A 21657-nucleotide genomic window follows, 5' to 3' on the forward strand; every position below is an offset into this window, starting at 1 on the left:
CAGCAGTTCTGATTCCCGTCCGTTGTGACGGGATCGCCTTGCGAAGTTGTTCGCCATCACTGACGTCCCACGGAGTAGTTGGGGAGTGCGCACTTGAGCGAGTTCGATGACCTCCGTCCTGCCACCGGCGAGGTGGTGGACCGGGGAAACGAGCTGCCCGCGGGAAACTCGGGCGAGGCGGCACACGCATTGCGCGATCTCGTCATGCGTGTGACCGCGGAAGTCATTGCCGACATGGTGCCCGGAGCACCCGCGGTGGGCAGCGGTACCCGGTCGTTCCTCGACCTGGGGTTCGACTCGCTGGCGTCGGTCGAGCTGCACGCGCGTCTCGTCGCGGCCACCGGCCTCGAGCTGCCCGTGACCGTCGTCTACGACCACCCGAGCCCGATGGCGCTGGCCGCACGCCTGGGTGCGGGTGACCACGAGCCCGGCTCCGCGTCCGCGTTCCGGCCCCTCGAGCACGGCGACGACGTGGCGGTCGTGGGCATCGGCTGCCGCTTCCCGGGGTTGGTCGACTCGCCGGAAGCGTTGTGGCGCCTGGTCGACGAAGGCGTCGACGCCGTGGCCGGCTTCCCCTCCGACCGCGGCTGGGACGTCGAGGGCATCTACGACGAGGACGCGGGCAAGGCGGGGAAGACCTACAGCCGCCACGGCGGGTTCCTGGACGCGGCAGGGGAGTTCGACGCCGAGTTCTTCGGGATCTCCCCGCGTGAAGCGACCGCCATGGACCCGCAGCAGCGGCTGGTGCTCGAGGTCTCCTGGGAGGCGCTGGAACGTGCGGGCGTCGACCCCACCTCGTTGCGCGGCAGCCGTTCCGGCGTGTTCATCGGTGTGGAGCCCCAGGAGTACGGCCCGCGGCTGGCGGACGCTCCGGAAGGGTTCGAAGGCCACCTGCTGACCGGCAACGCGACGAGCGTGGTGTCCGGTCGCATCGCGTACGTCCTCGGCCTCGAGGGTCCTGCCCTGAGCGTGGACACCGCCTGCTCGGGTTCCCTCGTCGCACTGCACCTCGCCGCGAACTCGCTGAAGTCCGGGGAGTGCGACTTCGCGCTGGCCGGTGGCGTGGCGGTCATGGCCGGCCCCGGCAACTTCATCTCCTTCTCCCGCCAGCGCGGGCTCGCACCGGATGGGCGGTGCAAGTCCTTCGACGAGTCGGCGGACGGCACCGGCTGGGGCGAAGGCGTCGGAGTCCTCGCCCTGGAACGACTTTCGGACGCCAGGCGCAACGGCCACCCCGTGCTCGCGGTCGTGCGCGCGTCGGCCATCAACCAGGACGGCGCCTCGAACGGCCTGACCGCACCGAACGGCCTCGCGCAGCAGCGCGTGATCCACCAGGCACTGGCCAACGCCCGGCTCGCCGCCGCCGACGTCGACGCCGTCGAGGCCCACGGCACCGGCACCCGCCTGGGAGACCCGATCGAGGCACAGGCACTCCTCGCCACCTACGGCCGGGACCGCGACGCGGACAAGCCGCTGTGGGTCGGTTCGATCAAGTCGAACATCGGTCACGCCCAGGCGGCCGCCGGTGCCGCGGGCGTGATCAAGATGATCATGGCGATGCGGCACGGAACCCTGCCGCGCTCGTTGCACCTCGCCCAGCCGACGTCCCACGTGGACTGGTCGGCGGGCACCGTCTCGCTGCTCGGTGAGGCGCAGCCGTGGCCGGTGACCGGCCGCCCGCGCCGTGCCGGGATCTCGTCCTTCGGCATCTCCGGCACCAACGCCCACGTGATCGTCGAAGAACCCCCGCCGGTGGAGGACGAGCGGACCGGGGACGTCCAGGACGCCGATCTCGTCGCCGTTCCCTGGGTGCTGTCGGGCAAGACGCCCGAGGCCCTGCGCGCCCAGGCCGAGCGGCTGAAAGCGTTCGTGGAGAACGAACCGGCGCTCAGTCCGGTCGACGTCGGACTGTCGCTCGCCACCACCCGCGCCGCCCTCGACCACCGCGCCGCCGTCGTCGGCCGCGGTCGCGACGAGCTGCTGGCCGGCCTCGCGGCCGTGATCGACACGTCGGCGCCGGCCCTCCGGGACGTCGCGGGGACCGGCGCCCTCGCCTTCCTGTTCGCGGGCCAAGGCTCCCAGCGTCGCGCGATGGGCCTCGAGCTGTACGAGCGCAACGAGGCGTTCGCCCGTGCGATGGACGACGCGTGCGGCTACCTGGACATTCAGCTGGACATCCCGTTGCTGGAGGTGCTGTTCGCCGAGGAGGGCAGCGAGAACGCCGCTCTGATCGACCAGACCTCCTACGCCCAGCCCGCGCTGTTCGCGATCGAGGTCGCGCTGTACCGGATGCTGGAGTCGTGGGGCCTGAAGCCCGACTACGTCAGCGGGCACTCCATCGGCGAGATCGCCGCGGCGCACGTGGCGGGGGTCCTCACCCTCGAGGACGCCGCGACCCTGGTGGCCGCCCGCGGGCGGCTGATGCAGGAGCTCGAGGTCCGCGGCGCGATGGTGTCGCTGCGCGCGACGGAAGAAGAAGCGCTGGGCCTGCTGAGCGGACACGAGGACGCCGCGGGCATCGCGGCGGTCAACGGACCGCGCTCCCTCGTGCTCTCCGGCGCCGCCGACGTCGTCCTGGGGATCGCCGACCGGTGGCAGGCCCAGGGCGGCAAGGCCAAGCGCCTCAACGTCAGCCACGCCTTCCACTCGCCGTTGATGCGGCCGATGCTGCGCGAGTTCCGCCAGCTCCTCGAGTTCCTGTCCTTCTCCGCTCCGGCCATCCCGTTCGTCTCCACGGTCACGGGCCGTCTCGTGAGCCCCGAGGAACTGTCCACTCCGGACTACTGGGTGACGCACGTCAGCGAGGCGGTGCGGTTCCACGACGCCGTGCGCGTTCTCGAATCGGCCGGTGTCAAGACGTGTCTGGAGCTGGGCCCCGACGGCGTGCTCTCCGCCATGGCCGCGGACTGCCTGACGGACGAGGCCGACGTGCTGTTCCGGCCTGTGCTGCGCCGCGACCGCCCGGAGGAGACCGAGGCGCTCAGCGCGGTGAGCCACGCCCACGTGCGCGGCGCGCGGGTCGACTGGCCCGCGGTGTTCCCCGCGTCCGCGACCACCGTCGAGCTGCCCACCTACGCCTTCCAGCGCGAGCACTTCTGGCTGTCCGGCACGGCCGCGGCCGACGCGGCCGCGCTGGGCCTGGAGTCCGGGGACCACCCGCTGCTGGGTGCGACCGTCGCACTGGCGGGCGGGGAAGGCCACGTGCTCACCGGACGGCTGTCCCTCGCGACGCACCCGTGGCTGGCCGACCACGTCGTGTTCGGCCGCGTCGTCGTGCCGGGGGCCGTGCTGCTCGACCTCGCGGTGCGCGCGGCCGAGGAGGCGGGCTGCGCCGTCGTCGACGAGCTGACCCTGCAGGCACCCCTGGTGCTCGCGGAGACGGACTCCGTGCAGCTGCAGCTGCGGTCGGGCCCCGCCGACTCCACCGGCAGGTGCGCGATCAGCGTGCACTCCAGGCTGTCGGGATCCGGAGAGTGGGTCCTGCACGCGTCCGGTGCACTGGCCGTGGAGCCGTCGGCGCCGCACCAGTGGTCCACGACGTCGTGGCCGCCCGCCGGAGCGCGGGAGGTCGCGCTCGACGGCGTGTACGACGACCTGGCCGCCACCGGCCTGGCCTACGGTCCCGTCTTCCGCGGGCTGCGCGGTGTCTGGGTCGCCGGGAACGACGTGTTCGCCGAGGTCGCCCTGCCGGAACCGGCCGGGGCGGACGCGGCGGAGTTCGCCGTGCACCCCGCCCTGCTGGACGCCTCCCTGCACGCGATCGGGTTCGGCGGGGCCGGTGACGACGACGGACGGGCACGGCTGCCGTTCTCGTGGTCCGGGGTGTCGGTGCACGCGATCGGCGCGACGTCGCTCCGCGTCAGGATCACCGTCAAGAGCGCCGACGAGGTCAGCCTGCACGCCGTCGACCCGGCGGGTGCACCGGTCTTCACCGTCGACTCGCTCGTGTCCCGTGCGCCGTCCGCGGCGGCCCAGAACGGCACCTCCGCCAGTCTGTACACAGTGGACTGGGTGCCCGTGCCGTCCGGGAGCGCACCGGCGTGGACCACCTACGGCGCGGCGGACGCCGCTCCTGGCGTGCTCGCCCTGTTCGTCTCGCCGGAGGCTGACGGTCCGGCCGGCGTGCGTGAGGCCACCCGCACCGTGCTCGCGGCCGTGCAGGACTTCCTCGCCGACGCCCGGTACGCGGACTCCCGTCTCGTCGTGGTGACCACCGGCGCGGCCGGGCCGGACGTGACCGATCTCGCCTCCTCGGCGGTGTGCGGTCTCGTCCGCGCGGCGCAGGCCGAACACCCCGGGCGGTTCGTCCTCCTCGACGGTCCGGCGGAGTTCGTCGGTGCCGCCGCGGAGAGCGGTGAAGCACAGCTGGCCGTGCGTGAGGGCGTCCTGCTCGCACCGCGTGTCGTGCGCGCTCCTGCTGCCGCCGGCACCGAGCGGGTCCTGCCCGCCGGCGGCACCGTCCTGATCACCGGTGGAACCGGTGGGCTCGGAGCGGCACTGGCCAGGCACCTGGTCTCGGCCCACGGCGTGACGAGCCTGGTGCTGACCAGCCGCGGCGGCGCCGAGTCGCCAGGAGCCGGCGAACTGCTGGCCGAGCTCACCGGGCTCGGCGCGCACGTCACAATCAGCGCGTGCGACGTCTCCGATCGCGCGGCCCTGGAGTCCGTCATCGGCGCCATCCCGGCGGATCGCCCGCTCGTCGGCGTGGTGCACGCCGCTGGTGCACTCGCCGACGGCGTCGTCACGTCGCTCGACGACGAGCGCATCGAGGGCGTGCTCCGCCCGAAGGTCGACGGCGCCTGGCACCTGCACGAGCTGACGAGCCACCTCGACCTGCGGTTGTTCGCGCTGTACTCCTCCACGTCCGGCCTCTTCGAAGGTGCCGGGCAGGGCAACTACGCCGCCGCCAACAGCTTCCTCGACGCGCTGGCGCTGCACCGCCGCGCGGCAGGCCTGCCGGCCCAGTCCCTCGTGTGGGGACTGTGGCAGCTGGGCATGGGCGGCGGCCTGACGCCGGCGGAGGCCGACCGTACGGCCAGGCAGGGCTTCCCGGCGCTGGCGGAGCACGAAGGCCTCGCGTTGTTCGACGCGGCGGTGGCCTCCGGCCTGCCGCTCGCCGTCACCGCGCGGTTCGACCTGGCCGCTCTCGAAGCACGGTCCCGCGACGCCCTCCTCCCGCCGCTGCTCGAGCGCCTGGTCAGGACGAGGCCGCGACGTGCCGCCACCTCGCCCGCACTGGGCACGCCGTCGGCGGGGACGTCGAGGGCCGACCAGAAGGTGGCGCTGCTCGGCATGGTGCGCGCCCAGGTCGCCGCCGTGCTCGGGCACGCCTCCGCGGACCGCGTCGAACAGGACAAGGCCTTCACCGACCTGGGCTTCGACTCGCTGACCGCGATCGAGCTGCGCAACAACCTGAGCGCCGCCGCCGGCGTGCGGCTTCCGGCCACGGTCGTCTTCGACCACCCGACGCCCGCCGCGCTCGCGACGTTCCTCCACGTCCAGCTCTTCGGCGAGGAGCCCGACCCGGTCGCTCCGGCCCTCACCCCGGCCGCGACGGACGAGCCGATCGCGATCGTCGGCATGGCGTGCCGCTACCCGGGAGGGGTGGGCTCTCCCGAGGACCTGTGGGACGTCGTGGCGTCGGGCACGGACACCATCTCCGGCTTCCCGGTGAACCGCGGCTGGGACCTGGACACCCTGTTCCACCCCGATCCCGACCACCGGGGCACCTCCTACGCGAGCGAAGGCGGGTTCTTGCATGAGGCGGACGCGTTCGACGCAGAGTTCTTCGGCATCTCCCCGCGCGAGGCGCTGGCGATGGATCCGCAGCAGCGCCTGCTGCTGGAGGTCGTGTGGGAGTCACTCGAAAACACCGGACTCGACCCCACGTCGCTGAAGGGCAGCAGGACCGGCGTCTTCGCCGGCGTCATGTACTACGACTACGCCCACAGCCTGGGCTCGATCCCCGAAGAGGTCGAGGGCTACATCGGCACCGGCACCTCGGCCAGCGTGCTGTCCGGCCGGGTCGCCTACACGCTGGGACTGGAGGGGCCGGCCGTCACGGTCGACACCGCCTGTTCGTCGTCGCTCGTCGCCCTGCACCTGGCCTCGCAGGCGTTGCGCTCGGGGGAGTGCACGCTGGCTCTGGCAGGCGGTGTCACGGTCATGGCGACGCCCGAGACGTTCGTGGACTTCTCCCGGCAGCGCGGCCTGGCCGCCGACGGGCGCAGCAAGTCCTTCGCGTCCGCCGCCGACGGGACCAGCTGGTCCGAGGGCGTGGGCGTGCTCGTGCTGGAGCGGCTCTCGGACGCGCGGCGCAACGGCCACGAGGTGCTGGCGGTGGTGCGCGGCTCCGCCGTGAACCAGGACGGCGCGTCGAACGGCCTGACCGCGCCGAACGGACCGTCGCAGCAGCGGGTGATCCGGCAGGCGCTGGCCAACGCCGGTCTGTCCACTTCGGACGTGGACGCGGTGGAGGCGCACGGCACCGGCACGCGGCTCGGCGACCCGATCGAGGCGCAGGCGCTGCTCAACACCTACGGGCAGGACCGCGCCGGCCGACCGCCGCTGTGGCTGGGCTCGGTCAAGTCCAACTTCGGGCACACGCAGGCCGCCGCCGGTGCCGCGGGCGTGATCAAGATGGTCCTCGCCATGCGGAACGAGACGCTGCCCGCGACGTTGCACGTGGACGCTCCGACGCCGCACGTCGAGTGGGACACCGGCGCGGTGTCGCTGCTGACCGAGCAGGTCCCGTGGCCCGCGCTCGACCGCCCGCGACGGGCGGCCGTGTCCTCGTTCGGCATCTCCGGCACCAACGCGCACGTGATCCTCGAGGCTCCGGACCAGGCGGACGTTCCCGCTCGCGCGACGAGCCAGAGCACCTCCGGCTCCAGGACCGCCTGGGTGCTGTCGGGCAAGACCCCGGCGGCGGTGCGGGAGCAGGCGCGGCGGCTGAGCGCGTTCGTCGGCGCCGACACGACCCTGTCCCCGGCTGACGTCGGCTTCTCGCTGCTCACGACTCGCGCCGGGCTGGAGGCACGCGCCGCCGTGACCGGAGCGGACCGTCAGGAACTGCTGGCAGCTCTGGAGGTTCTCGCCGCCGGAGGCGCCGGCGCCGAGGTCGTGGAAGGCTCCGTCCTCAGTGGACCGGTGGCGTTCCTGTTCGCCGGTCAGGGGTCGCAGCGCCTGGCGATGGGCCGCGGGTTGTACGACGAGTTCCCGGTGTTCGCGTCGGCCTTCGACGAGGTCTGCGCGGTGCTGCCGGGCGTGCGTGAGGTGGTGTTCGGCGCCGATGCCGAGGCACTGAACCAGACCGCCGTGACGCAGCCCGCGTTGTTCGCCGTCGAGGTGGCGCTGTTCCGCTTGGCGGAGTCGTGGGGTGTCCGGCCGGAGTTCCTGGTGGGGCACTCGATCGGGGAGATCGCGGCGGCGCACGTGGCCGGTGTGTTCTCGCTGGACGGCGCGGCCCGGCTGGTCGTGGCGCGCGGGCGGCTGATGCAGGAACTGCCGCCCGGCGGCGTGATGGTGGCGGTGCGGGCCGGTGAGGACGAGGCCGGGGAGTTCCTGTCGGACGAGGTGTCGCTGGCCGCGGTCAACGGTCCCGGTTCGGTGGTGCTGTCGGGTGCGGAGGGCCCGGTGCTCGCAGCGGCCGAAGTGCTTGCCGCACGAGGCCGGAAGTGCACGCGGTTGTCGGTGTCGCACGCGTTCCACTCGGTGCTGATGGAGCCGATGCTGGACGAGTTCCGCGCGGTGGCGGAGTCGATCGAGTACCGCGAACCGGTGGTTCCGATGGTGTCCACCGTGACGGGTGCCCTGGTCGGCCCCGGTGTGGTGACGTCACCGGAGTACTGGGTCCGGCACGCGCGGCAGCCCGTGCGGTTCGCCGACGCGGTGGCCGCGTGCGCGGAGCTCGGGGTGACGCGGTTCGTCGAGCTGGGCCCGGACAGCTCCCTGTCCGCCCTGGGCGCGGAGAGCGCGGAGGAGGACAGCGTCTTCGTCCCGTTGCTGCGCAAGAAGCACGACGAGGTCAAGTCGTTCACCACGGCGCTCGCGCGGTTGCACGTGCACGGCGTGCCCGTCGTCTGGGACGCCATGTTCTCCGGCGCTCGGCGGGTGCCGTTGCCGACCTACGCCTTCCAGCACGAGAGGTACTGGCTGGAGGCGCCGCGCACGCAGGCCGGTACGACCGGCCTCGGGCTCGCGTCGGCCGAGCACCCCCTGCTCGGTGCGGCCGTCGAGTTCGCGGAAGGCGACGGGTTCCTCTTCACGGGAAGCCTGTCGCGTGCGACCCACGGCTGGCTGGCCGACCACGTCGTGCTGGACCAGGTGATCGTCCCAGGCGCGTGCCTGGTCGAACTGGCCGTGCGCGCCGCGGACGAGGTCCGCTGCGCCACCGTGGAGGAGCTGACCCTCCAGACCCCGCTGGTGCTGCCGGAGTCGGGCGCCGTGGACCTCCGGGTGCAGGTCGGTCCCGCCGCCGCGGACGGCCGCCGCTCCCTCACCGTGCATTCGCGCACGGCGAGCGCCCTCACCGGAGATCCCTGGACGCGGCACGCCACCGGTTCGCTGGTGCCCGCCGCGCCCGCGCCGGACTTCGACCTCCGGGAGTGGCCGCCGGCGGGAGCCGAGCCGGTGGCGGTCACCGGCCGCTACGAGGAGCTCGCCCGCACAGGTCTCTCCTACGGTCCCGTGTTCCAGGGACTGGCCGCGGCCTGGCGGCTGGGGGACGACGTCTTCGCCGAGGTCACGATCTCCGGCGACGCCGGGCACCCGGACTACGGGCTGCACCCGGCACTGCTGGACGCCTCGCTCCACGCGATCGGCCTGACCGAGGACACCCCGTTGTCACTGCCGTTCGTGTGGAACGGCGTCACCCTGCACGCGTCCGGTGCGGGCGCACTGCGCGTCAGGCTCCGCGAGGAGAGCGGTGGCGCCTGGTCGATCCGGGTGGCGGACAGCACCGGTGAGCCGGTGATGACCGTGGAGTCCCTGGTGCTGAAGGAGATCTCCGCCGAAGGGCTGCAGCCGCAGCGGCAGAACGACTGGTCGTTGCGCGTGGAGTGGGCACCGGCGGTGCTCGGCGACGCCGTCGAGTGGACGGACTACGAGGCGGTCGGCGACCGGGCTCCCGCGCACGTCGTCCTGCACGTGCCGGTGGACCGCGAAGTGGACGTGCCCGAAGCGGCGCGCACGCTGTCCCACCGCATGCTCGGCCTCATCCAGCGCTGGGTTGCGGACGACCGGTTCGCGAGCTCCCAGCTCGTCGTGGTGACCGAGGGCGCGGTCGCCGTCGACTCCACTGTGGACAACCCGGCGACCTCGGTCGCCTGGGGCCTCGTCCGCACCGCGCAGCAGGAGTACCCCGGCCGTTTCCTGCTCGTCGACGCCGAACCCGGTGTGGCGATCGGGCGTGAGCTGCTGGGCAGGGTGATCGGGTCGGGCGAACAGCAGGTGGCGGTGCGCGGCGACCAGGTCCTCGCGCCGCGGCTCGTGTCCGCGGCCAAGGACCGGCTGTCGCCCCCGCAGGGCACGGACGCGTGGCGGCTCGGGATGTCGGGCAAGGGCACGCTCGACCACCTGGTCCTGACGCCCAACCCCGGTGTGCTGGAACCGATCGCGCCGGGTGACGTGCGCATCGGCGTGCGTGCCGCCGGGCTGAACTTCCGCGACGTGCTGACCGTGCTCGACATGTACCCGGGAGACGCCGGGACGATCGGCAACGAGGCCGCCGGTGTGGTGCTCGAAGTCGGTTCGGAGGTCACCGACCTGCGTCCGGGCGACCGGGTGATGGGCCTGGTCATCGGCGGGATCGGACCCGTCGCCGACGCCGACCGCCGGCTGGTCACCCGGATGCCGCGCGGGTGGACGTTCGAACAGGCCTCGGCGGTGCCGCTGGTGTTCCTCACGGCGTACTACGGCCTGTGCGACCTCGGCCGCCTCGAGAAGGGCCAGTCCGTCCTGATCCACGCCGCCGCGGGCGGCGTCGGCATGGCGGCGACCCAGCTCGCCCACCACCTCGGTGCGGAGGTCTTCGGCACCGCGAGCGCAGGAAAGCAGGACGTCCTGCGCGAGGCAGGGCTGGACGACCTGCACATCGCGTCGTCGCGCGACCTCGACTTCGAGGACGTCTTCACGGCGGCGACCGTGGGACGCGGTGTCGACGTCGTCCTCAACGCGCTGTCGGGCGAGTTCGTGGACGCGTCGCTGCGCCTGGTCACCGAGGGCGGCCACTTCGTGGAGATGGGCAAGACGGACGTCCGCGACGCCGCCGAGGTGGGCCGGGGACACCGCCGCATCACCTACCGGGCGTTCGACCTGATCGACGCCGGACCGGACCGGATCGCGGAGATCTGGGCGGAGCTCGACGAGCTGTTCGAACGCGGACAGCTCACACCGCTGCCCACCCGGAGCTGGAACGTCTTCCAGGCGCAGGAGGCCTTCCGGTTCATCAGCCAGGCCAAGCACGTCGGCAAGGTGGTGCTCACCCTGCCCAGGCCGATGGATCAGGACGGAACCGTCCTCGTGACCGGCGGCACCGGTGCGCTCGGCAGCGCGGTCGCCCGTCATCTCGTGGCCGAGCACGGCATCCGCCACCTCCTGCTGCTCAGCCGGCGTGGAGCGGAGGCGCCGGGCGCGGAGCAGCTGCGCGCCGACCTGGTCGGGCTCGGTGCCACCGTGACCGTCGCCGCCTGCGACTCCGCCGACCGCGAGGCGCTGGCCGGCGTGCTCGACGGCATCCCGCGGGACCGGCCGCTGACCGCTGTCGTGCACACCGCCGGTGTGCTCGACGACGGACTGATCGGATCGCTCACGCCCGCACGACTGGACGTGGTGCAGCGCGCGAAGGTGGACGCGGTCTGGCACCTGCACGAGCTCACCCGGGACCTCGACCTGGCGCGGTTCGTCGTGTTCTCCTCGATCAGCAGCATCACCGGCACCGAGGGCCAGGCCAACTACGCCGCGGCCAACGCCTTCCTCAACGCCGTCGCCGAGCACCGCCGCGGCAGTGGCCACGTCGGTCAGGCCCACGCGTGGGGCCTGTGGGAGGACGGCATGGGAGCCGGCCTGTCCCAGGCCGACCTGGACGCCATGAGCCAGGAGGGTTTCGGCGCACTGGCCCTGGCCGAGGGCATGGCCCTGTTCGACGACGCGCTGCGCGCCGACGAGCCCCTCGCCGTCCCGGTGAAGCTCGACCGCGCCGCACTGCGCAAGTTCGCCAAGCACAACGAGATCAACCAGATGTGGCACGACCTGGGTCGCGCCGCACCCCGCAGGGTCACCGAGGTGCCCCAGGCGTCCTCGCTGGCGGAACGACTCGCCTCCCTGACGGAGACGGAGCAGAACACCTTCCTGGTCGACCTCGTCCGCGGGCACGCCGCCGCCGTCCTCGGCCACAGCGACGTGGCGGCGCTGGAGACGACCAAGCCGTTCACCGACATCGGCCTCGACTCGCTGACGGCGGTCGAGCTGCGCAACCGGCTCAACACCGCGGCGGAGGTGCGGCTGTCCGCGACGGCCGTCTTCGACCACCCCACGACGGTCGCGCTCGCGACGCACCTGAAGCAGCTGCTGGCTCCGCAGGGAGCCGCCAAGGTGTCCGCGGCCGCCGTGCTCGCCGAGCTGGACCGCCTGGAGACGAGCTTGTCGGCGGTCGGCGGGGACGGCCACCTGACGATCGTGCTGCGGCTGGAGGAGCTGCTGTCGACGTTCTCGGCGACGGCCGCCGGTCCGGACGAGGCGGCGGGCGACCTGGCGGACGCGACGGCCGACGAGCTCGTCGACTTCCTGGAACGAGAGCTCGGCCTGTCCTGATCGAGCACCCCTGTCCTGGTCAACATTCCTTTTGAGGTTGTGAGATGGCGGATCAAGAGAAGCTGGTCGGTCTGCTGAAGAAGCTGACCGCGGACCTTCAGCAGACCAGGACGCGCCTGCGCCAGGCGGAGTCCCGCGACAGGGAGCCGATCGCGATCATCGGGATGGCCTGCCGCTATCCCGGTGACGTCGAGAGCCCCGAGGACCTGTGGCGCCTGGTCGACGAGGAGCGCGAGGGGATCTCGGCGTTCCCGACCAACCGCGGGTGGGACCTGGACGGGCTGTTCGACGCCGATCCGGAGGCCTCCGGCAGCAGCTACGCGACCACCGGTGGCTTCGTGCACACCGCGGACCAGTTCGACGCTGACTTCTTCGGCATCTCACCGCGCGAGGCGCTGGCGATGGACCCGCAGCAGCGCCTGCTGCTGCAGGTCACGTGGGAGACGATCGAACGGGCGGGCATCGCCCCCGGCTCCCTGGCCGGTACGAAGACAGGCGTCTACGCCGGCGTCTCGTCGCAGGAGTACGGACCGCGGCTGCACGAGCAGGCCCTGAACGTGGAGGGGTACCTCCTCACCGGCACCACGTGCTCGGTGCACTCCGGCCGGATCGCCTACAGCCTGGGGCTCGAAGGCCCCGCCGTCTCGGTGGACACCGCCTGCTCGTCGTCGCTCGTGGCGATGCACCTCGCCGTCCAGTCGCTGCGCAGCGGTGAGTGCGACCTCGCTCTGGCGGGCGGCGCGAACATCATGGGCGGGCCGGGCGTGTTCGTCGAGTTCTCGCGCCAGCGCGGCCTTTCACCCGACGGGCGCTGCAAGTCGTTCGCCGAGTCCGCCGACGGCACCGGCTGGTCCGAGGGCGTCGGCATGGTGATGCTCGAAAGGCTCTCCGACGCCCGCCGCAACGGGCACAAGGTGCTCGCGGTCGTCCGGGGCTCGGCGATCAACCAGGACGGCGCGTCGAACGGCCTCACCGCGCCCAGCGGACCCGCCCAGCAGAGCGTCATCGCCCAGGCGCTCGCCGACGCCCGGCTGTCGACCAGGGACGTCGACGTGGTCGAGGCGCACGGCACCGGCACCCGGCTCGGCGACCCGATCGAGGCGCAGGCGGTCCTCGCGACCTACGGGCAGGACCGCCCCGGCGACCGGCCGGTGTGGCTCGGCTCGCTGAAGTCCAACATCGGCCACACGCAGTGCGCGGCGGGTGTCGGCAGCGTCATCAAGATGGTGATGGCGTTGCAGCACAACACTTTGCCCAAGACCCTGCACGTCGACACCCCGACGCCGTTCGTGGACTGGCAGTCGGGTTCCGTCGAGCTGCTGACGGAGGCCCAGGCGTGGCCTCGGCGCGACCAGCCGCGCCGTGCCGCCGTGTCGTCCTTCGGCATCTCGGGGACCAACGCCCACCTGATCCTCGAAGAGGTTCCGGCCGAGGTGGTCGCGGAGGACCGGCCCGGCGACCGCGCGCACCCGCCCGTTCCCGTCGTGCTGTCCGGGACGAACCGCGAGGCGCTGTCGGCGCAGGCAAGGCGTCTGCGGTCCTTTGTGGAGGCCGACGACGCCTTGAGCCCGCTCGACATCGCGTACTCGCTCGCCACCGGCAGGTCCGCGCTCGCCGACCGGGGTGTCGTCCTCGCCACCGACCGGGACAGCCTGCTGGACGGCCTGGCCGTCCTCGCCGACGGGGGCAGGAGCGAGCAGGTCCTGCACGGCGGCGCGAGCGGCGGCAAGACCGCCTTCCTGTTCACGGGTGGAGGGGCGCAGTACCTGGGCATGGGCCGCAGCCTGTGCGCCACGCACCCCGCGTTCGCCGCCATCTTCGACGCCGTGGCGGCGGAGTTCGACGCCCATCTTCCGCGGCCGCTGCGCGAAGTCGTGTTCGCCGAGGACTCCACCCTGCTCGACCAGATCGACTACATGCTGCCCGCGTTGTTCACCATCGAGGTCTCGGTGGCACGGCTGCTGGAGTCCCTCGGTGTCGTCCCCGACTACGTGGCGGGGCACTCGATCGGCGAGTTCGCCGCGGCGCACATCGCCGGCGTCTGGTCGCTGGCCGACGCCGCGCGCATCGTCGCGATCCGCGGCCGGTTGATGAACTCGTTGCCGCCGGGCGGCGCGATGGTGGCGATCCAGGCCTCGGAGGAGGAGGTCGCTCCCGAGCTGACCGGCCTCGTGGGGTTCGCGGCCCTGAACGGGCCGACGTCGGTCGTGATCTCCGGTGATGAAGACACCGCGATGGCCATCGCCCAGCGGTTCAAGGACCGGGGGCGCAAGGCCAAGAAGCTCGTCGTCAGCCACGCGTCGCACTCGGCGTTGATGGACGGCATCCTCGAAGAGTTCGGCCGGGCGACCGCGGAGCTCACGTACTCCGCGCCGCGCATCCCGATCATCTCGACCCTCACCGGCAAGCAGGCCGGCGCGGGGGAGGTGGGTGATCCGCGGTACTGGGTCCGGCACATCCGCCAGCCCGTCCGGTTCACGGACGCCGTGAGCCTGCTCGAACGCGAAGGCGTCACCCGTTACGTCGAGGTGGGCCCGAACGGCGTGCTGACCGCGGCCGCGATGGAGATCGTGGAACGGCCGGACGCCGCCGTGTTCGTCCCGTCGCTGCGCAAGAACCACGCCGAGGACCAGGACCTGGCCACGATGGTCGCGCGACTGCACATCAGCGGTGCCCAGGTCGACTGGACGGCGTTCTTCGGCGACACGGGTGCCCGCCGCGTCGACGTGCCCACCTACGCGTTCCAGAACAGCCCCTACTGGCTCGCGAACGACGACGACGGTCCCGCCGACCTGAGCGCGCTCGGGTTCGTCGCGGCGGAGCACCCGGTGCTCGAGGCGTCGATCCTGCCCGCGGACGGGGACGGGGCGCTGTTCGCCGGACGCCTGTCGCTCTCCTCCCACACCTGGCTGGCCGACCACGCCGTCATGGGCACGGTGATCGTGCCGGGGGCGGCGCTGGTCGAACTGGCGATCCGCGCCGGTGACGAGGTCGGGTGCGGCACGGTCGAGGAACTGACCCTGCACGCGCCGGTGCTGCTGAGCTCCGAGGTCGCGCTGGCGCTGCAGGTGGTCGTCGGTGACGCCGACGAGGACGGCCGCCGGCCGATCTCCGTCCACAGCAGGCACCCCGCGGGGCAGTCGTGGACCCGCCACGCGGACGGATGGCTGCGGCCCACCGCCACGGGCGAGGACTGGGTACCGGGGGAGTGGCCGCCCAGCGGGGCCGACCCCGTCGCCCTCGACGGCTTCTACGACCGCCTGGCCGACTCCGGCTTCGGCTACGGTCCCGCGTTCCAGGGACTGCGGGCGGCCTGGCGGCGGGACGGCGAGGTGTTCGCCGAGATCGCTCTGCCGGACGCCGGAGCCGACGGCTTCACGATCCACCCGGCTCTGCTCGACGCGGCGGTGCACACCCTGTTCCTGGCCCCCGGCGCGAGCGAGTCCGCCGCACTCCCGTTCTCCTGGGGCGGTGTCTCGTTGCACGCCACCGGTGCCCGCACGCTGAGGGTCCGGTTGACGGGCGCGGACGGGAGCTCCGGAACGCTGTCCGCGGTGGACGACGCCGGGCAGCCGGTGATCTCCGTCGAGTCGATCGCCGTCCGGCCCGTCACCGCGGGCCAGCTGCGCAGCGCGGACACGCGGGAGAACCTGTACGCGGTCGAATGGCAGGGCACGCGGGCTCAGCACGCCCAGCCCTGGACGGACTACTCCGAGCTGCCCGCCGACGGTGCCGTCGAGGGGAACGTCGTGTTCTCGGCGCTGTCCGGCGGCGATCCGGTCGCCGACACCCACCGGCTCACCGCGACCGTGCTGGGCGTCCTGCGCACCTGGCTCGAGGACGACCGGTTCGCCGCGGCGACCCTGGTCGTGCGGACCACCGGTGCGACCGACCCCGGCGCACCCTGTCCGGCCTCCGCCGCGGTGTGGGGCCTGGTCCGCTCCGCCCAGTCGGAGAACCCCGGCAGGTTCGTCCTCTTCGACGGTCCTGTCGAGACGGTCGGTGCGGCTCTGGGAACCGGTGAGCCGCAGGTCGCCGCACGCGGTGGTGAACTGGTGGTGCCCCGTCTGGTTCCCGCCGCGGCCGCTGACGACCCGGCGACGTGGGACCCGGACGGCACCGTGCTGGTCAGCGGTGGCACCGGGGACCTGGGAGCGCTGGCCGCCCGGCACCTGGTGATCGAGCACGGCGTCCGGCACCTGGTCCTGACCAGCCGCCGCGGGCTCGACGCACCGGGAGCGGCGGAGCTGCGCGACGAACTGACGGCTCTGGGCGCACAGGTCGTCGTGGAGCGATGCGACGCTGCCGATCGGCGGGACGTCGCCGCCGTGCTCAGCGGCATCTCGGCCGAGCACCCGCTGACCGGCGTGGTCCACGTCGCGGGCGTGCTCGACGACGGCGTCGTCACCGCGATCACCCCGGAACGGCTCGCGGGCGTGCTCGTCCCCAAGGTCGACGCGGTGTGGCACCTCCACGAGCTCACGAAGGACCTGGGTCTGCGGCACTTCGTCCTGTACTCGTCGGCAGCCGGCGTTCTCGGCTCTCCCGGGCAGGGCAGCTACGCCGCGGCCAACTGCTTCCTGGACTCGTTCGCCGCCTACCGCCGCGCCCGCGGTCTTGCCGCGCGGTCGCTCGCCTGGGGACCGTGGCGCCAGGACCGGGGCCTGACGGTCCACCTGGACGACGCACAGGTGGACCGCCTCGGCCGGGACGGCTTCGGCTCGCTGGACCGCGCGGAAGGCATGCGCGCCTTCGACGCGGCGCTGGCCGTGGACGACGCGCTGGCCGTCCCGGTGAAGATCGATTTCACCGTGCTGAACCGGCTGGCGCGCACCACCGAGATCCCGGCCGTCCTGCGCGGCCTGGTGCGCACGGCCGGACGGCGGAACGCGACCTCGCGCGAGGTGCGGGAACACTCCCTCGTCGAACGCCTGGCCGCGCTGCCCGCGGCCGAACGGCAGGACGCGGTGCTGGACGCCGTGCTGGAGCAGGTCGCCGACGTGCTGGGGCACAGCTCCGGAGCGCTGATCGACGCGGAGCGCCCGTTCACCGAGCTGGGCTTCGACTCGCTGAGCTCCGTGAACCTGCGCAACAAGCTCAACACGATGTTCGGGCTGCGCCTGGCCGCCACCGTCGTCTTCGACCACCCGTCGCCACGCGCGGTCGCCGTCTTCGTCCTCTCGCTGCTGCCGGGACTCGCCGAGCCGGTCGCCGCGGTGGACGACCCGGCCGCCGCCGACGCGGTGTCCTTCGCGGCCACGGCCGACCTGATCGACGAGATGGACGCCGACGAGCTGGTGAAGCGCGTCATGGCGGCCACCGAAGACGAGTTCGTGTCACTCACCCCCGGTTCGGAGAACTCCTGATGCCCTCCAACGAAGAACTTGTCGCAGCACTGCGGGAGTCGGTCAAGGAGAGCAGCAGGCTGGCCGCGCGCAACCGGAAGCTGGCCGACGACGCCCACGCACCGGTCGCGATCATCGGCATGGCCTGCCGGTACCCCGGCGGCGTCGAGTCGCCGGAGGCGCTGTGGGACCTGGTCGCCTCCGGCACCGACGCGGTGTCGGGGTTTCCGGCCGATCGCGGCTGGAACCTCGGCGAGCTGTTCCACCCCGATCCCGACCACCGCGGCACCTCGTACTCCCGCGAGGGGAGCTTCCTGCACGACGCCGGCGACTTCGACCCGGGCTTCTTCGGGATCTCGCCGCGCGAGGCGCTGGCCATGGACCCGCAGCAACGGCTGATGCTCCAGATCAGCTGGGAGGCCGTGGAGCACGCGCGCATCGACCCGACGACGCTCAAGGGCAGCGCGACGGGTGTGTTCGCGGGGCTCATGTACGGCGATTACGGCGTCGGCGTCGGCGAGCTTCCGGAAGGCGTCGAGGGCTTCCTGGGCAACGGGACCCAGGGCAGCGTGCTGTCCGGTCGCGTGGCCTACACGCTCGGCTTGGAAGGGCCGGCGCTGACGGTCGACACCGCGTGTTCGTCGTCGCTGGTCGCCGTCCACCTAGCCGTTCAGGCGCTGCGCACCGGCGAGTGCACGATGGCTCTCGCCGGCGGGGTGTGCGTCATGGCCATCGCCGACACCTACGTCGAGTTCTCCCGGCAGCGCGCGCTCTCCCCGGACGGCCGCTGCAAGTCCTTCTCGGCCTCCGCCGACGGCACCGGTTTCGGTGAGGGCGCGGGGGTCCTGCTGCTGGAGAAGCTCGAGGACGCCGAGCGCAACGGTCACCGCGTGCTCGCGGTCATCCAGGGCTCCGCGGTCAACCAGGACGGTGCGTCCAACGGTCTCACCGCGCCCAACGGCCCGTCGCAGCAGCGCGTCATCCGTGCCGCGCTCGCCGACGCCCGCCTGCCCGCGGGGGAGGTGGACGTGGTCGAGGCGCACGGCACCGGGACCGAGCTGGGCGACCCGATCGAGGCCGACGCCCTGCTGGCCACCTACGGCCAGGGCCGCGAGGAGCCGTTCTGGCTCGGCTCGATCAAGTCCAACATCGGCCACACCCAGTCCGCCGCCGGAACCGCCGGGATCATCAAGATGGTCGAGGCGCTGCGCCGGGGCGAACTGCCGCGCACGCTGCACGTCACCGAACCCTCGCCGGCCATCTCGTGGGACTCGGGCAACGGGCGCCTGCTCACCGAGCACCGCGACTGGCCCGCCGCCGGACACCCCCGCACCGCGGCGGTGTCGTCGTTCGGCATCAGCGGCACCAACGCCCACGTCATCCTCCGCGAGGCACCGCCGCGGGCAGCTCCCGAGCGCACGACCGAACCGCCGGTCCGCGTCCCGTGGGTGCTCTCCGGGACCAGCGACGAGGCGGTGCGCCGCCAGGCGGAGCGCCTGGCGCGCCGGGTGCCCGGTCTCGACCCCGTGGACGTCGCCCTCACGCTCGCCACCGGTCGTGCGGCGCTGCCGCACCGCGCGGTGGTCTTCGGGGAGGAAGGGCTGGCCGCCCTGGCGTCCGGTGCCGAGGCACCCGAGGTGGTGACCGGCACGCGGACCACCGGCAAGGTGGCGTTCCTGTGCACGGGTCAGGGGGCGCAGCGTCTCGGCATGGGACGCGAGCTGTCCGCCTACCCGGTGTTCGCGGACAAGTTCGCCGAGGTGGCGGCACACCTGGACAAGCACACCGGTTTCTCGCTGCTGGACGTCGTGCACGGCACCGTGCCGGAAGCCCTCGACCAGACGGCGGTGACCCAGCCCGCGCTGTTCGCGTTCGAGGTGGCGCTCGCGGAGCTCGTGACGTCGTGGGGTGTGCGGCCCGACTTCCTGCTCGGCCACTCCATCGGCGAGCTGACCGCCGCGCACCTCGCGGGCGTGTGGTCGCTGGAGGACGCGGCGAGGCTGGTCGCCGCCCGCGGCAAGCTCATGCAGGCCTTGCCCGCGGGCGGCGCGATGGTCGCGGTCAAGGCCTCGGAGGCCGAGGTCGAACTGCTGCCGGGCGTGAGCATCGCCGCGGTCAACGGCCCTGAGTCGCTCGTGCTGTCGGGCGACGAGGAGGCCGTCACCCGGATGGCAGACCGGTTCGAGCGCTCCAAGCGGCTCGCCGTGAGCCACGCCTTCCACTCGCACCTCATGGACGGCATGCTCGCCGAGTTCCGGGAGATCGCCCGTGACGTCGAGTACGCGGCGCCGCGAATCCCGCTGGTCTCCAACCTGACCGGCGCGGTCGCCACCGCGGACCAGGTCACCGACCCGGAGTACTGGGTGCGGCACGTCCGCGGGACCGTCCGCTTCGCCGAGGGCATGACCACCCTGCACACCGCCGGTGTCCGCCGCTTCGTGGAGATCGGCCCGGACGCGGCGCTGTCCGCGCTGGGGCCCGACTGCGTGCCCGGCGGGCTGTTCCTGCCCGTGCAGCGCAGGAACCGCGACGAGGTCACCACCGCCGCGCAGGCCCAAGCCACACTGTTCGCGCACGGCGTCAAGCTCGACTGGCCCGGCATCTTCGCGGGCACCGGCGCCCAGCCGGTCGACCTCCCGACCTACCCGTTCGAACGGGAGCGGTTCTGGCTCGCGCCGGAGCCGGTCGAGCGGGCGAGCGGCTGGCGCCACCGCATCCGGTGGACACCCGTCGCGACCGCGGCAGGCACGCCGGCCGGACCGTGGACGGTCGTCGCGGACCAGGACGACGCCTGGGCGCAGGCCGCCGCGGAAGCGCTGGGAACCACCGTCGTCAGCACCGCCGACGCTCGCGAGGGCAACGTCCTCGCCTTCGTCGGCGACGGCAAGGCGGCCGCGGCGTCGCTGCGCGAGAACACCCGGTTGTGGTGTGCCACGCGCGGAGCGGTCGCGGTCGGCGAGCAGGAGCGCGTCACCTCACCGCGGCAGGCCGAGGTGTGGGGTGTCGGCCGGGTCGCGGCGATCGAGCAGCCCCGTTCCTGGGGTGGCTGCGTCGACCTGCCGGAGGTTCCGGACGCCCGCTCCGTCACGCGGCTGCTGGAGGTCCTGTCCGGCGGCGAGGACGAGGTCGCGATCCGCGCGTCCGGCGTGCACGCCCGGCGCCTCGTCCCCGCGGAACCCGCCACGGGCACGTGGACCACCAGCGGTACCGCGCTGATCACCGGCGGCACGGGCGCGCTCGGAGCCGTGGTCGCCCGGCGGCTGGTCGAGGCGGGCACGCAGCGCCTGGTCCTGTTGTCCCGCCGAGGAGAGGACGCCCCCGGAGCGCGTGAACTCGCCGCGGAGCTCACCGGACTCGGCGCGCGGGTGAGCATCCACGCCTGCGACGCGGCCGACCGCGAGGCACTGGCCCCGATCGTGTCGGAGCTCGACGACCTGCGGGTCGTCGTGCACACCGCCGGAGTGCTGGACGACGGCCTGATCTCGGGCCTCACCCCGGAGAGGTTCGACGCCGTCGCCAGGCCCAAGGTCGACGCGGCCCACCACCTCGCCGACCTCACCCGGCACCTCGAACTGGACGCGTTCGTCCTGTACTCCTCCGTCGCCGGGGTGCTCGGCAACGGCGGCCAGGCCGCCTACGCCGCGGCCAACGCGCACCTCGACGCGCTCGCCGAGCAGCGCCGTTCCGACGGACTGCCCGCCACCGCGGTGGCGTGGGGGCCGTGGGCCGAGGGCGGCATGGCCGGCACGGTCGACGACGACGTGCGCCGGATGGGACTGCGGCCGATGGCTCCCCGAGCCGCCGTCGACGCCCTGTTCGAGTCGCTCGCCGCGGGCGACGTCGCGGTGACCGTGGCGGACTTCGACTGGCCCGCCTACCTGGACACCGCGCGACACGCACCGGTCCTCGCGGAGATCCCCCGCCGGCAGACGGAGGTCCCCGCCGCGACGGCGGGGCCCGACCTGCGCGAACGGCTCGCCGGACTCATCGAGCCCGAGCAGCGCCGCGTGCTGCTCGACCTGGTCCGCGAGGTCGTCGCCAAGGTCCTGGGACACCCGAGCAGCACGACGATCGAACCGGACCGCGCCTTCAGCGAGCTCGGCTTCGACTCGCTGACCGCGGTCGAGCTGCGCAACCGCCTGGACGCGGCGGCGTCGCTGTCGGTGCCGTCCACCCTGATCTTCGACCACCCGACACCGCTGGCGCTCGCGAACTACCTGTGGGCCGAGGTGGCGGGTCCCGAACGCGCGGCGGAAGCGTTGCTGCGCGACCTGGACAGGGCCGGCGACGTGCTCGGCGGCCTCGACGCGGGCAGCGAGGCGCACGCCGCCGTCCTGGAGCGCCTGCACGCGCTCGTCGCGGAGTTCGGCTCCGCACCCCTGACTTCCCGCGGAGCTGTGGCGCGGACCGACCTCACCGAGGCGTCCGACGACGAGCTCTTCGCCTTCATCGACCAACAGCTCGGCACCTGAGCCGGCGCTCGTGATCTTGACCAATGAGT

The 21657-nt window shown here is 73.0% G+C and carries 1 protein-coding gene and 2 pseudogenes; all 3 read left to right on the top strand.

What is annotated here, in order from left to right:
- Positions 1–174: 174 nt before the first annotated feature.
- Positions 175–11811: pseudogene (locus ORI60_RS35490) on the top strand (SDR family NAD(P)-dependent oxidoreductase); the annotation flags it as partial.
- Positions 11812–11861: 50 nt separating this feature from the next.
- Positions 11862–17177: pseudogene (locus ORI60_RS35495) on the top strand (type I polyketide synthase); the annotation flags it as partial.
- Entirely contained in the window at positions 17177–21628 is a 4452-nt protein-coding gene (locus ORI60_RS35500; protein WP_266042384.1) for a type I polyketide synthase, read from the top strand. The pseudogene ORI60_RS35495 and the gene ORI60_RS35500, both read left to right, overlap by 1 nt.
- The last annotated feature ends 29 nt before the right edge of the window (positions 21629–21657 follow it).

Source organism: Lentzea sp. NEAU-D7, from assembly GCF_026242055.1.
Taxonomy (GTDB): domain Bacteria; phylum Actinomycetota; class Actinomycetes; order Mycobacteriales; family Pseudonocardiaceae; genus Lentzea.

Excerpts from the sequence above, each read along its gene's own strand:
- ORI60_RS35500 (WP_266042384.1), top strand. The coding sequence starts at position 17,177 with ATGCCCTCCAACGAAGAACTTGTCGCAGCACTGCGGGAGTCGGTCAAG.